This is a genomic window from Nakamurella sp. GG22, assembly GCF_052976845.2.
Map to the genome: position 1 here is coordinate 14,455 of NZ_JBRIIO020000002.1, position 12,796 is coordinate 27,250.

At 69.3% G+C, this 12,796-nt stretch carries 11 protein-coding genes; 7 read left to right on the forward strand and 4 right to left on the reverse strand.

Features of this window, described 5'->3' with window-relative positions; all coding sequences use genetic code 11:
- Positions 1-68 precede the first annotated feature (68 nt).
- The 3 genes from ACVBEQ_RS02420 to ACVBEQ_RS02430 all read left to right on the forward strand — a co-directional run bounded on the left by ACVBEQ_RS02420 (position 69) and on the right by ACVBEQ_RS02430 (position 3,464).
- A complete protein-coding gene (locus ACVBEQ_RS02420) occupies positions 69-1,220 on the forward strand; it encodes an MEDS domain-containing protein (RefSeq protein WP_447151837.1) in 1,152 nt (383 codons plus the stop codon).
- Between the two features lie 358 nt (positions 1,221-1,578).
- Complete coding sequence (locus ACVBEQ_RS02425; protein WP_447151838.1) at positions 1,579-2,160, forward strand: OsmC family protein; 582 nt, start codon at positions 1,579-1,581, stop codon at positions 2,158-2,160.
- Between the two features lie 53 nt (positions 2,161-2,213).
- A complete protein-coding gene (locus ACVBEQ_RS02430) occupies positions 2,214-3,464 on the forward strand; it encodes an NAD(P)-binding domain-containing protein (RefSeq protein ID WP_447151839.1) in 1,251 nt (416 codons plus the stop codon).
- A gap of 21 nt (positions 3,465-3,485) precedes the next feature.
- Here ACVBEQ_RS02430 and ACVBEQ_RS02435 read toward each other — a convergent pair whose 3' ends face one another.
- Positions 3,486-5,078, reverse strand: a complete 1,593-nt coding sequence (locus ACVBEQ_RS02435; protein WP_447151840.1) for a bifunctional AfsR/SARP family transcriptional regulator/alpha/beta hydrolase — start codon at positions 5,076-5,078, stop codon at positions 3,486-3,488.
- Positions 5,079-5,268: 190 nt separating this feature from the next.
- On the opposite strand from ACVBEQ_RS02435, the gene ACVBEQ_RS02440 reads away from it, so the two are divergent.
- Positions 5,269-5,553, forward strand: coding sequence for a 2TM domain-containing protein (locus ACVBEQ_RS02440; protein WP_447151841.1), 285 nt, complete (start codon positions 5,269-5,271; stop codon positions 5,551-5,553).
- Here ACVBEQ_RS02440 and ACVBEQ_RS02445 read toward each other — a convergent pair whose 3' ends face one another.
- The gene (locus tag ACVBEQ_RS02445; RefSeq protein WP_447151842.1) at positions 5,554-8,094 is read right to left on the reverse strand and encodes an ATP-binding protein; all 2,541 of its coding nucleotides are present in this window, start codon (positions 8,092-8,094) and stop codon (positions 5,554-5,556) included.
- Positions 8,095-8,254: 160 nt separating this feature from the next.
- Here ACVBEQ_RS02445 and ACVBEQ_RS02450 point away from each other — a divergent pair, with 160 nt between their 5' ends.
- The 3 genes from ACVBEQ_RS02450 to ACVBEQ_RS02460 all read left to right on the forward strand — a co-directional run bounded on the left by ACVBEQ_RS02450 (position 8,255) and on the right by ACVBEQ_RS02460 (position 11,348).
- Positions 8,255-8,965 carry a MerR family transcriptional regulator gene (locus ACVBEQ_RS02450; protein ID WP_447151843.1) on the forward strand — a complete coding sequence of 237 codons (711 nt, stop codon included), beginning with the start codon at positions 8,255-8,257 and terminating at the stop codon, positions 8,963-8,965.
- On the forward strand, positions 8,962-10,356 hold the full coding sequence (locus tag ACVBEQ_RS02455; protein WP_447151844.1) for a DUF7125 family protein: 1,395 nt from the start codon (positions 8,962-8,964) through the stop codon (positions 10,354-10,356). Before ACVBEQ_RS02450 ends, ACVBEQ_RS02455 begins: the two co-directional genes overlap by 4 nt.
- A gap of 251 nt (positions 10,357-10,607) precedes the next feature.
- Positions 10,608-11,348: a hypothetical protein gene (locus ACVBEQ_RS02460; protein ID WP_447151845.1), complete on the forward strand. Its 741-nt coding sequence runs from the start codon at positions 10,608-10,610 to the stop codon at positions 11,346-11,348.
- Here the strand turns inward: ACVBEQ_RS02460 and ACVBEQ_RS02465 are convergent.
- Positions 11,345-12,361 carry a zinc-dependent alcohol dehydrogenase family protein gene (locus tag ACVBEQ_RS02465; protein WP_447152160.1) on the reverse strand — a complete coding sequence of 339 codons (1,017 nt, stop codon included), beginning with the start codon at positions 12,359-12,361 and terminating at the stop codon, positions 11,345-11,347. The genes ACVBEQ_RS02460 and ACVBEQ_RS02465 overlap by 4 nt on opposite strands.
- A complete protein-coding gene (locus ACVBEQ_RS02470) occupies positions 12,270-12,752 on the reverse strand; it encodes a hypothetical protein (protein WP_447151846.1) in 483 nt (160 codons plus the stop codon). The genes ACVBEQ_RS02465 and ACVBEQ_RS02470 overlap by 92 nt, the downstream gene beginning before the upstream one ends.
- Positions 12,753-12,796: the final 44 nt, after the last annotated feature.

A 12,796-nucleotide genomic window follows, 5' to 3' on the forward strand; every position in this document is an offset into this window, starting at 1 on the left:
AGGCAACTCCTCGCTACGCTCAGTACGAGGCGTTGGGCTATTTGTTGGTTCCCCGGGGGGTGAGCGTGGTGCCCGGTGACCCGGTCGGTGCGCCGGCTCGGCGGCATTCCTACGCCGTCGTGGACGGACCGGAGCACACCCGGGAAGTATCGTCCGCGTTCATCACCGCCGGACTCACCCGCTCCGAGCGGGTCACCCTCATCGGCGTGACCGACCGACAAACCGGCCCGCTGCTCACCCGGTTGCGGGAAGACGGCGCCGACCCGCACACCGCACTGCGGGACGGCCAGCTGATCATCGCCGACCGGTCGGCCACCGCCGCGGTGTACACGATGACGGCGCAACAGCTGACCGACCAGGTCCGGCAGCTGGCCACGGCCGCGGCCGGCGACGGGTACACCGGAATCCGACTCGCAGGCCTGCTGCCCGGGCTCACGACCAGCCCGCACGAGGCGACCCTGAGCCGGTTGGTCCGCGAGCACCCGGTCACCGCGTTGTGCCTGTATCACCCGCAGGCACCGGCCGAGGTCCTGAGCCAAGCGCGCACCTTGCACGACCGACGGGTGCCATCGACCGCGGTGTTCAACGACCCCGACGTGCGGGTCAGCACGCTCCCCCGGCACGGGTTGCGGCTGGCCGGCCGGATCCACCCTGGCAACCGGGCAGCGGTGCTGGCGGTCCTGGCCCGGACCGCCCGGAACGGCCCGCTCATTGTCGACGTCGCATCACTGCGCGACATTGACACGGGCAGCCTGCACACCATCCTCAACTCCGGCCTGCGGCTCAGCCTGCGCCGCCCCAACCCACGGGTGCAGCGGCTCACCCAAGAGCTCACCGCCGAGATGAACCCGGGGTCCCCCGGGAACACCATGGCCCGCAGCGCTTTCCCGGTTCCCGGTCAGACCGCGGCCGCCGTCGTCACGAACCTGACCTGGCGCACCTACGGACCCGCCCAGGCCGGCCGCGCGGAATCCGTCCTGGACTGGGCCGGCCTGCACGGCGAGCCCGCCGGCCCGATCGCCGAGGTCGCCCACCGGCACCACACCACCCCAGCGACCCTCACCAACCGGATCCGGCGCGTCACCAACCGCGGTGCCCAAACCCCGCTCAGCCCACTGCTGCTCCGCGACGTCACCCGGCCAACGCAACCCACCGAGGACCACCTCAGCCGACTACGAACCGCTCAACTCCTCGGCCTGCCACCACCCCGGCCACAATGAACCAGGGCAAACCCAGGCCCTCAGTCCGCCGAGCCGGCCACGGTCGAACAAAGTGCAACCAACGACACGGTCCGGGTGACCGCCCAACCGGAACAGCGCCGATCCGCTGACTCGCATAACGCCCCGTTATGGGCGGTAACTCATCAGGAAGCCAAAGCCAGGGTGGTCGGTTCGACATACATGGGAACTCCCTGGATCCAGGCAACGGCCAGGCGCCATCACATGGCACCCAGCAGAACCCGGTGACCTTCCGCAAACCTGCCGTCGCCGGGCGAGCCGGGGGAAGTCCGGGGGAAGGTCGCGCTCGTAGCTTTTGTCTCGTCGTGATGGGACCACCGAGACAGAAAGCGAGATTCCCATGACCAGCACACAGACCCGCGCCCCCCGCAACGGAGTCGATGTTCCGACCCTGTTCGCAACCCTCGACGCCGTCCGGGAAAGGCCGGACATCGCCCAGTTCCAGTTCAGGGCGAGCAACGAATGGGTCAACGGAACCCACAACCGCACGACCATTCAGGGCTTCTACGGCGCCCTCCAGGAGGACACCAGCCGGACCGAGCCGTTCCGCTACGACGCCGACCACCCCGCCGTGCTGGTCGGCAACAACAACGGCCCGACGCCGGTCGAGTTCCTGCTGCACGCCATCGCCGCCTGCATGACCTCCGGCCTGGCCAACATCGCCGCGGCCCGAGGCATCACCCTGTACCGGGTGCGGTCCACCGTCGAGGGCGACATCGACCTGCTGGGCATCCTGGGTCTGTCCGACGAGGTGCGGAACGGTTACCGGCAGATCCGGGTCACGTTCCAGATCGACGGCGACGCCCCTGCCGAGGTCCTCGCGCAGCTCGTCGAGCAGTCCCGGCGGCGCTCCGCGGTCTACGACGTGCTGGCCAACGGCACGGATGTCGTCATCGAGATGGCCGGATCCGCCGGCAGCTGACCCCAGCGGACCGGACCGACAGCGGACCGAATCGACAGTCGAAGGGCAAGGGCATGTCACGCACCGAGGTGGTGGTGATCGGCGCCGGCCAGAGCGGGCTGGCGGTGAGCGCTCTGCTCACCGCCAGGTCGGTCGACCACGTCGTCCTCGAGCGTGGCGGCCCCGCCGAGCGCTGGCGATCGGAGCGCTGGGACTCCCTGCGATTGCTCACCCCGAACTGGATGAGCCGGTTGCCGGGCTGGTCCTACCGCGGGCCGGACCCGGACGGCTACATGGCGGCCGGACAGGTGGCCGGATACCTGCTGGCGTACGCCGATTCCTTCGGCGCCCCGATCATCACCGGGGCGGCGGTGCGCACCGTCAGGACCATGGCGACCGGCGGGTACCGGGTCGTGTCCGACGCCGGCACCTTCGCGGCGCCGGCGGTCGTAGTGGCCACCGGGTACTGCGACGTCGCCGCGCGCCCGGCGTACTCCCGCCGCTTGGCACCCGACTTCCGTCAACTCGACGCCGGCTCCTACCGCCGCACGTCGGACGCCGGTGACGGTGTCCTGGTGGTGGGTGCGTCGGCGACCGGCGTCCAGCTGGCGGACGAGCTCGTCCGGTCCGGCCGGCACGTGCTGCTGGCCGTCGGCCGGCACACCCGCCTTCCCCGGTCCTACCGCGGGATGGACATCATGCGGTGGCTGGATTCGCTCGGCACGCTCCAGCGTCCGCTGGACCCGAACCGTCCACGGCGCCATGAACCCTCACTTCAGCTGGTCGGCCGACCCGCCGGATACGACGTGGACCTGCCGTCGCTCGTCGACCGTGGCGTCCGCCTGACCGGCCGGGTCATCGAGATCGACGGCGGCACAGTCGATGTCGCCGACGACCTTGCGATCACCACCGATGCGGCGGATCGGCGCCTCGAGCGGCTGCTGCAGCGGATCGACCGGCACGCCGCCGGCAGCGGACTCGACCGGGAGGTTGCGGCTGCCCACCGGCCACGGCCCTCGTCGGTGATCGCTGCCAATCCTGCCCGCCGGATCGACCTGAAAGGCGCCGGTATCGACACCGTGCTGTGGGCCACAGGCTACCGGCGGTCCTACCCATGGCTGCAGGTGCCGGGGGTGGTCGGCCCCGACGGGGAGATCCGGCACCGCGGTGGCCGGACTCCGGCTGCCGGGCTGATCGCGCTCGGCCTGGCGCAGCAGACCAGGATGAACTCGACCTTCCTGGACGGCGTCCGGCACGACGCGGGTTCGCTGGTCGAGCATCTCTGCAGGGACGTCCTGCCCGGTGCCGAACGGATGTCGGCCTGAGCGGGAGCATCCGGCACCAGCTCACCCCTTCAGGAAGTCCTCCACCTCGGCGAGGAAAACCGGCCAGGCCGGCTCGTCTGACAGCAGGATGTGGTTGTCGGTGTCCAGCGGGACGAACCGGCTGTCGGGCAGCAGCGATGCAAGCCGCCGACCGGTCTTGAACGGGATGACCTGATCGTCACGGCCGTGCAGGACCAGCGTCGGTGCCGACACCAACGGGGTCAGCGCACTGACATCCAAAGAGCCGCACAGATCGAAAACCCGCACCGCGGTTTCCGGTCGAGTCGTTCTGCGCTGCAGGTCGTTGAACGCCTGCCAGAGCTCCTTGCTGCCGCTGGGCATGAATCGCGACGTGAACAGCTGACGGAACCACGGGTCGTCCCGGCCCCAGCCGATCCGAGCCGACTGGGCGAACATCCGGTGCATCTGCGACAGCACGCCCTCGGTGTCGCCGACCAACCAGCCCTTCTCGAAGGCACCGCCGAGGACGATGCGCCGAACCCGTTCGGGATGACGGACCGCGTACGCGATGGAGACCGCACCACCCTGGGAAAAGCCGAGCAGGTCGAACCGCTCGAGACCCGCGGCATCGACGACCGTCTCGAGATCGGCCAGCCAATCCTCGAACGTCGGCGGCGGGATGTCCCAGTCCGACATGCCGCACCCTCGCTCGTCGTACCGGACCAGCCGATGGTGCCGGGAAAGGTCGACCAGCCAGTGCTTCCAGACCCTGCTGTGCCAATCGTGGTCCAGGTGGGTCAGCCAGTGGGCGGCCCGGACAAGAGGGAATCCCGACCCGGTCACCGCATAGGCAAGGGTGACATCGTCCTCGGTTCGGCAGAACCTGATCTGCTGCTCGATCCGCACCTCCTCTGCCTCGCTGAGCGGGCCGAGTTCGCGCATCGTCGTGAGGACCTGGCGGCGGAGTTCGGCGGCCGCCGGGCTCGCGCCGACGCCGAGCTCACGGCGCAGCACCGTATCCATCCGTTCGAACTGGCGAAGGGCCGCGCCGCGGTCACCCGCCCGGACGTGAGCCCGCATGAGCGCGAGATGTGCTTCCTCGTCGGTGGGGTCGATCTCGAGCAGTTGCTCCCACCGCCCCGCCTGCCGCAGCAATGACGCCCGGAGGAAGAGCAGCCGCTCCCGGGTGGCGGCAGCCCACGGCTCGTAGAGATCGGCCGCGAGGGGTTCGCCGGGAAAGGTGTCCAGCACCGCGGCGGCGGCTCCCGGATCGCCGTCCGGCAGCACCCGCGCCGCCGCCAGCTCGAAATCGGCAGCGTCGACCCGGATCTCGGACCCGGGAAACAACGACACCATTTCCCCCTTGAGCACCACGGCGTCGGGCCGCTCGACCGCCGCGCGGGCGTAATGCGCCGCCTTGTGCAACCGCGGCGCCGCCTCACGCGGCCCCAGATCGGGCCACAGTGAGTCCATCAGGCGCTCGCGGTGCAGTTGGTGACCCGGCGCCATTGCCAGCACCTTCACCAGCGCCGCAGCATCGCGCCGCCGCCAGGCGTCGGCGCCCGCAGCGAAATCACCGGCAGAGACGGCGAACTCACCCAGAAGTCGGATCGACACCGCGAGCGGCGCAGTGCTCCGGACAGGTGCGGACACGTCTCCTCCCACAGGCAGGGTGGCGGCTCAGGACACCTTCCCACGCGTCGCGACCGAACGGAACCGCATACTTTCAGGACCTTCGGCCGTGGCGTCGGCGGATGGCACGGCGAACACTGGATGCGGTGCCCGGGAGCGGGTGTCGTCCTCGGGTGCCGCAGGTCGTTCGCGTGTGAGATGAGGTGGCGACATGACCGTCGACTGGATGCCCGCATCGGACGCAGAGTTGCGGGAACAAGCGATCCGGCAATTGAAGAAGCGCCGGGACTTCAAGATTCACCTGCTGATCTACATCATGGTCAATGTCTTTCTGACCGTGGTCTGGTTCGCCAGCAATGCCAGCTTCTACTGGCCGATCTTCTGCGTGGTGGGCTGGGGCATCGGCATCGTCGCCAACGCCTGGGACGCCTACAGCAACGACGTCCCGACGGAGTCGCAGATCAGCCATCAGATGGACCGGATGCGCCGGCGCTGATCAGCGTCGCGCGGAGATGCGGATGATCAGGTCGTCGATGTCGGTGCGACGGAACGGTAGCGCGCCGGTTTCGCTGACCGTGGCGGCGATGTCGCGGAGTTTGCTGTTCGTGTTCTGGCTGGCCGTGGTGAGCATCCGGAACGCCTGCTCGGCGCTGAGCCGGTAGGTCGCCATGATGACCCCGACCGCGGTGCCGATGGTCCTGTTGGTGTCCAGGCCCCTGCGGATCTGTTCCGCCTTCGCCTGGGCGTCGCCGATCGCACCCTCGCGCAGTTGGTGCAGTTCGTGGTTCGCCCGGACCCTGGCGAGCAGTTCCGGTGACGAGAAGGGCTTGGTGATGTAGTCGTCGGCGCCGGCGGTGAGTCCTTCCTCGGCGGCGTCGGGACCGCCCCGGCCGGTCACCACGATCACCGGGAGCCGACAGGTCGCGGGCGTCGCCCGCAGATCGGACACCAGTTGCAGTCCGCTCCGGCCCGGCAGCATGACGTCGGTCAGGACGAGCGCGGGCGGCCCGTCGGTGTGCGAGACGGCAAGGGCCAGCGCCGTTTCCGCGTCCGCCACGGCCGTCACCGCCCACCCGTCCCTGGTCAACAAACGGGTCAGGTACCGGCGGAGGTCGGCGTCGTCCTCGACGACCAGCACCCTCGGGGCATCGGGGGCGGCCGACGGCGACCCTGATCCCGGCACGTCCGCGATCGACACCGGTTCGGCCGCCAACGGGACGGTGACCGTGACCGTGGTGCCGGCGCCGGGTTCGCTCTGCAGATCGACCCGGCCGTGCAGCGCCCGGACGAGGTCGACCACGAGGGCGAGACCGATCCCGGCACCAGGGGTGCCCTGCTGCGGTGACGCCCGGTAGAACCGCTCGAAGACCTTCGCCCGTTGCTCGGCGCTGATCCCGACCCCGGTATCGGTCACCGTGAGCACCGCGTCGGCCCCGGCCGTGTGCAGCCGCACATCGACCGCACCGTCCCGGGTGTACTTCACCGCGTTGGAGACCAGATTCGTGACGACGGTCGCCCACATCGGTGCGTCCACCACGGCCACCACCGGACGCTCGGGAAGGCACACCCCGAAACGCAGGCCGGCGCGTTCCGCGGTCGACCGGAACATGCTGGTCGCCTCGGCGGTCGGCACCGTGAGGTCTGTCGGCCGATGCTCGGCGGTCCGCACACCGGCCCGGGCGTCGGAGAAGTCCAGCAGGGCGTCCACCATGACGGTGAGACGCTCCGCGGCCCGCACCGCCGCCTGCAGGTCATCCCTGTCGACGGTGTGATGGCCGACGCTGTGCGGACCGACGGTGTGCTGACCGACGGTGTGATGGTCGACGCTGTGATCACCGGCGCGGTCATCCCCGTCCACCGACTGCAGCATGTCCCGAAGCGGCGACAGCAGCAGCGTCAGGGGGGTACGGAGTTCGTGGCTGACGTTCTGGAAGAACTCGGTCTTCGCGGCATCGAGGTCAGCCAGCGCGCGGAGCCGATGCCGCTCGCTGTCGTGGGCCAGCGCGTCGGTCAGCACGATCCTGATCTGACGCACCACCAACGACAGGAACGCCTGGTACTCCCCGTCCAGGATCCGGTACGGGTTGAGCCCGAACAGCACCGCACCGACCGGGCGGGCGCGGCCGCTGACCGTCAACGGCATCATCACCGCCGAGTCCGGGGTCAACGGACCCAGCGGACCCGGTTCCACGACACCCAGAACCCTTGCGCGCACACCGGTCATCACCTCAGGGTTGCCCGATCCGATGACCCTGGCCGCGGCCGCGGTCCATTCGGCGAACCATGGTGCGTCCGCACCGCTCAACGCCTCCGGGACCAGTCCGTAGTGGGCGACCGGCGTGGCCGGGGCCGTGGGCGAGCCGTCCCGCGGGCCGACGAACGCCACCGTGAAAGGCAGGCTTGCCCGGTTCGTCTCGAGTATCCGCAGAGCGGCTCCGCAGGTGGCGGCAATGCTGCAGGAGCCTTTTTCGTCAGGCAGGTCGGCTGCCGGGACGATGTCTGCGACGGAGAGCCCACCGAGTTCGCGGACGATCCTCATCCGGCGCTCGGACAGGATGGTCGCCGTCGTCTCGGTGGCGACCGTGAAAATGCCGCCAATCGTGCCGTCCACGTCGATGATGGGACTCTGCGAGAACGTGAAATAGCACTCCTCGGGGTACCCGTTGCGTTCCAGGATCTGCGCCTGATTGTCGAACTGGACCGTCCGTCCGCCACGCAACACCTGATCCAGGCGCGGCGCCACCCACTCCCAGGCCTCCGGCCAGGTGTCCTTGGTGGACTGCCCGACCGCCTGCGGGTGCTTGCGCCCGAGCAACGGCACGTAGGCGTCGTTATAGAGGGCGACCATTTCGGGCCCCCAGTTGATCACCGTCGGGAAACCCGAGCGCAGCATCGTGGGCACCATCATGCGGAGCACCGGTGACCAGCCCGACACCGGCCCGAGGGGTGTCGAGGACCAATCACGTGCGCTCAGCAGCTCCGCCGCTCCGCCGCTCACGCCTTCGAAGACCTCCGAATCAGGGTGTTGGATACTCATGCAGTACCTCCAACCCGATGCGGGCGTGATCGCGACGGATGGGCGTTTCGCCCGAGTGGTGCGGAACAAATGTAGAACTACTGGCGCAGACTTGACAAGAGTTGTAGAGCAAGTGCCCAAGAAAGTCGCTTCGAAGAGCTAGACATTGATGGCCAACTAGGTGACGATCATCGGCGTGGAGGGAGACGCGGATCGCACCGGTGTGTACAGCATCGGTGCTGTCGCCAAGATGGTGGACGTCCCGGCTCAAACGCTGCGTTCCTGGGAGGACCGCTACGCGCTGATCGTGCCGGTGCGCAGCGCGGGCGGGCAGCGGCTGTACACCCGGGACCACGTCGATGAGCTCCGTTTCGTCCGCGACCAGATCCAGTCCGGTCTCCAGCCGGCCGATGCGCACCGATTGCTCGCCGAACGGCGGCGGGCGAAGGCCGACGCCGCGGACCCCACATCGGGCGCGCGTGACGGCCGGGACGGACGTGACGACGGCGCACCGCTGGCGATCCTGCTGGCCGAACGTGACCCCTACGCCGCCGAATTGGCCGAGTACTTCCTGCGGACAGAGGGCTACATCACCACCATCGTGCTCAACGGCGACGACGTCACCCGCATTCTTGCCGACAGCCGACCCGACCTGCTGGTCATCGACCTGATGATCTCCGGCGGCGCCGGGCTCGCACTGTGCCGCGACGTTCGCGACACCAGCGCACTGCCGATTCTCGCGGTCTCCGCCATCGCCTCCGAAGACGCGGCGCTGGAGGCGGGCGCGGACGCGTTCCTGCAGAAACCCGTGCAGCCCCTGCAGTTCGTCTCGACCGTTCGGGACCTGCTGGGCACCAGCGCCTTCCTGCGTCGAACCGCGTCCGTTCGATGAGCGACCGGCTCTCGAGCGGGTCGTCGCGGCTGGATTCGATCCTCGGCGGCGGGCTGCCGCTCAACGTGATCACCCTGCTCAGCGGCCGCCCGGGAACCGGGAAGACGATCCTGGCCCAGCAGTACGTCTTCCACAACGCCACCAGCGAACAGCCCGCCCTGTACCTGACGACCGTGTCCGAGCCACTGGACAAATTGCTGCGCTTCGGCCAGTCGCTGGAGTACTTCGACAACTCCGCGCTCGGCGACCGGGTGTTCTACGAGGACCTCGGCCACGTCCTGAACGAGGACGGCCTGCCCGGTGTGCTCGCCCGGATCGGCCAGCTCCTGCGGCAACGCCGGCCCGGCCTGTTGGTCATCGACAGCTTCAAGGCGCTGCGTGCCTACGAAAAGGACGACGGAGCGTTCCGCAAGTTCCTGCACCAGTTGGCGGGCATGTTGACGGCGATGCCGGTGTCCTCGTTCTGGGTCGGCGAGTACGACGAGGAGCAGACCGCCGAGGCACCAGAGTTCGCGGTCGCCGACGCGATCATCGTTTTGAGCACGGATCGCACGGCCGAGCGCGAGATGCGGATCCTGCAGGTGCGCAAGCTCCGCGGGAGCGGCTACCACGCCGGAAAACACACCTACCGGCTCGCCGCCGACGGAATCGACGTCTTCCCCCGACTCGCCGACCCGGTCGACGCCAGCACCTACGGCGGCGAACAGGAGCGGATGTCATCGGGCGTCCCCGCACTCGACGGCATGCTCATCGACGGCTACTGGCGCGGCGCCGCCACAGTGATCGCCGGCCCGTCCGGCATCGGGAAAACCCTGCTGGCACTGCATTTCGTGGTCGCGGGCGCCGAACGGGGCGAGAAAGGGGTGATCGCCACCTTCCAGGAAAACCCGGTTCAACTGGAACGGATCATGTCCGGATTCTCCTGGACGCGAACCGATCCGAACATCGAGCTGATGTACCGCAGCCCCGTCGACCTGCACCTGGACGAGTGGGTCCACGACTTCTTCGACACGCTGGCCCGGACCGGCGCCCGCAGGGTGGCGATCGACAGCCTCGGGGATCTCCGGGCCGCCTGCGGGGACGAACTGCGCTTCCGCGAGTACATCTACTCGCTGCTGCAGCGCTGCGCCAGGGCGAACATCAGCGTCATGATGACCCAGGAGGTCCCCGAACTCTTCGGCGTCACCAAGCTCTCCGAGTACGGCATCTCCCACCTGTCCGACAACGTCATCCTGCTGCAATTCCTGCGCGGCGACTCGGAACTGAAACGTGCCCTCACCGTGCTGAAGACCCGTGGCAGCGCGCACCTGCAGCAATTGCGCCAGTTCGAGATCACCTCGGACGGCGCAGTCCTGGGAGAGCCCTTCGACTCCCGGCAAAGCCTGGACTGAGGCTTCCACCGGGTCGGTCCGGTCGGCGTGTTGGTCAGCCGACCGGACCTCAATGCTCCGGCACTTCCTGGGCGCGCGGTGCACCTCTCGGTCATGTGCCCGTTTTGATCTGCTTCCAAACATTTCTCCTGATCGTCCGCACAGCCGGCGGCCACCGCACGCACAGGAACCGGACAGCTCGAGCGGTCACTGTCGTTGGCGTCGGGCCGACCGCCCCGGCGATCCAGCCCAGCAGAAGGAGACACAACGACATGGTCGACAACCACGACGACGCGGAGAACCCGGGGGGCGCCCGGCCGTTCGCCGGCCCGGGTGCCGACCCCATCCGATCAATGCCCGGTCCCGGGACGTATTGGCCGACCGGCCCCGACCCGGAGACCGCGCGGACCTGGGGATCGGCGTCACCGACCCGGACCCGCAACCCATGGAAGCTCTGGCAGAAGGCCGCCGCCGGCGCGACACTGGCCGCGGTGGTCGGGGTGGGCGGGGTCGCGGCGGTGAGCGCGGCGAACGCATCCAGCGAGGCGGGCACGGCGGGGATCGCCGGTCAAGGAGCCGACGGATACCGGGCGAACGGATACGGGGGCCCGGCGATGGCGGACGGCGGCCGCGCAGATTTCGGCGGTCCCCGGGAAGCCATGGCCCTGGCCGGCGCGTTGCACGGTGACTTCGTCGTGCAGACCGATGGCACCGCGACCGAGACTCGACGACTGCAGAACGGCTCGGTCACCGCCCTCTCCGCCGGCTCGCTCACCGTCACCAGCAGCGACGGCTACGTCGGGAACTACACCGTGCCAACCGATCTCGAGCTGTCCGACGTCGCCGTCGGCGACGACGTCCGGGTGCTCGCGACGGTCGCCGCCGACACGGCCACCGTGATCAGCGTTCACCCCGGGAGCGCGGAAGCGGCGGACGGCGAAGGTCGACTTCCCGACCTGCCGGAAGGGATGACGCCGCCCAACGCGCCGGAGAGCGCACCCCAGACGTCCTAACCACCCTCCCGCACCATCAGGACGGCGGCTCCGGTGACCCGGTCGGCGGCCAGATCGGTGAGGGCCTGGCCAGCACCGGACAGCGGGTAGGGCTGCGTCGTCACCTCCAGGTGATGACGGCCGGCCAGGGCCAGAAAGTCCCGACCGTCCTGCCGGGTGTTGGCGGTGACGCTCCGCAGTTCGCGCTCGTAGAACAGCTCGTCCTGGTAGTTCAGCGACGGCACGTCGGTCAGGTGGATACCGGCGACGGCCAGGATCCCGCCCCGGTCGAGTGCGCGCATCGCCGGCGGAACCAGATCCCCGACCGGCGCGAAGATGATGGCCGCATCGAGCGGTTCGGGCGGCGCGTCGTAGGCACCCGCCACGGAATCGACACCGAGGTCGGTCGCCAGTCGGCGGGCGTCCGCCGACCGGGTCATCACATGGACCCTGGCGCCGTATTCCGCGATCGCCACCTGGGCCGTCAGGTGGGCGCTGCCGCCGAAGCCGTAGATCCCGAGCCGGCCGCCAGGCTCCAACCCGCTGCGGCGCAGCGCGCGGTAGCCGATGATGCCGGCACACAGCAGTGGCGCCAGCGTCGCGTCGTCGTACCCGTCGGGCAGCCGGTAGGCATACCGCGCATCGACCACCGCGAACTCGGCGTAACCGCCGTCGGCGTCCCACCCGGTGAAAAGGGATGCCGCACACAGGTTCTCCGCACCGCGCCGGCAGTACGCGCAGCGGCCGCAGGTGGATCTCAGCCAGGCGACCCCGACCCGCTCGCCGATCCGGATGTCATCCGGAACCGCATTCCCCCGGCCGACGACGGTGCCGACGATTTCGTGGCCGGGAACGACATCCTGCCGGTGCACCGGCAGGTCCCCTTCGGTGACGTGCAGATCGGTCCGGCACACGCCGCAGACCGAGACCCGGACCAGCAGCTCATGCTCCGCCGGGTCGGGCACCGGCAACTCGCGCGGGATCAACGGACCCTGCGACACCGGGGCCGGACGGCGCACCGACCAGACCCGCATCGTGGTTCCGTCGCTCATGACTGAATTGTTGCGGTGCCCGGGCCGGCGCACGACCCGGAACCGCGCCGGTGTGACCGACGGAGCCGAATTCACCGCCGTCCCGGGCCAGCCGGCGAAGGTGCGCATCGATGGCCACGAGCGCGAACGGTATGAAGCTCCGGCAGTCCGCGCCCCGCCAGGCCAGCACCGCCTTCGCCAACCCGACCTCGGCGGCCTGCAGTGCCGCTCCATCGGGCTGTGATTCGTCCTCGGCGAAGGACGCGGCCCGGCTGTGGGCCAGTGGGAGGTAGAACCGGAACACCGCGTCCTCGGCCGCGGTCGGCAGTGCGCAAGTGCACCGTGCCGTCCGGAGTGCGTCCCAGAGTTGTTGCTCCCCAGTTGTTTGCGTCACGTTCCCTACCTCCCGTCGACGGTCTCCGGCCACCCCCCGTGGAC

Excerpts from the sequence above, each read along its gene's own strand:
- ACVBEQ_RS02425 (WP_447151838.1), top strand. The coding sequence starts at position 1,579 with ATGACCAGCACACAGACCCGCGCCCCCCGCAACGGAGTCGATGTTCCG.
- ACVBEQ_RS02430 (WP_447151839.1), top strand. The coding sequence starts at position 2,214 with ATGTCACGCACCGAGGTGGTGGTGATCGGCGCCGGCCAGAGCGGGCTG.
- ACVBEQ_RS02440 (WP_447151841.1), top strand. The coding sequence starts at position 5,269 with ATGACCGTCGACTGGATGCCCGCATCGGACGCAGAGTTGCGGGAACAA.
- ACVBEQ_RS02445 (WP_447151842.1), bottom strand. The coding sequence starts at position 8,094 with ATGAGTATCCAACACCCTGATTCGGAGGTCTTCGAAGGCGTGAGCGGC.
- ACVBEQ_RS02455 (WP_447151844.1), top strand. The coding sequence starts at position 8,962 with ATGAGCGACCGGCTCTCGAGCGGGTCGTCGCGGCTGGATTCGATCCTC.
- ACVBEQ_RS02460 (WP_447151845.1), top strand. The coding sequence starts at position 10,608 with ATGGTCGACAACCACGACGACGCGGAGAACCCGGGGGGCGCCCGGCCG.
- ACVBEQ_RS02465 (WP_447152160.1), bottom strand. The coding sequence starts at position 12,361 with ATGCGGGTCTGGTCGGTGCGCCGTCCGGCCCCGGTGTCGCAGGGTCCG.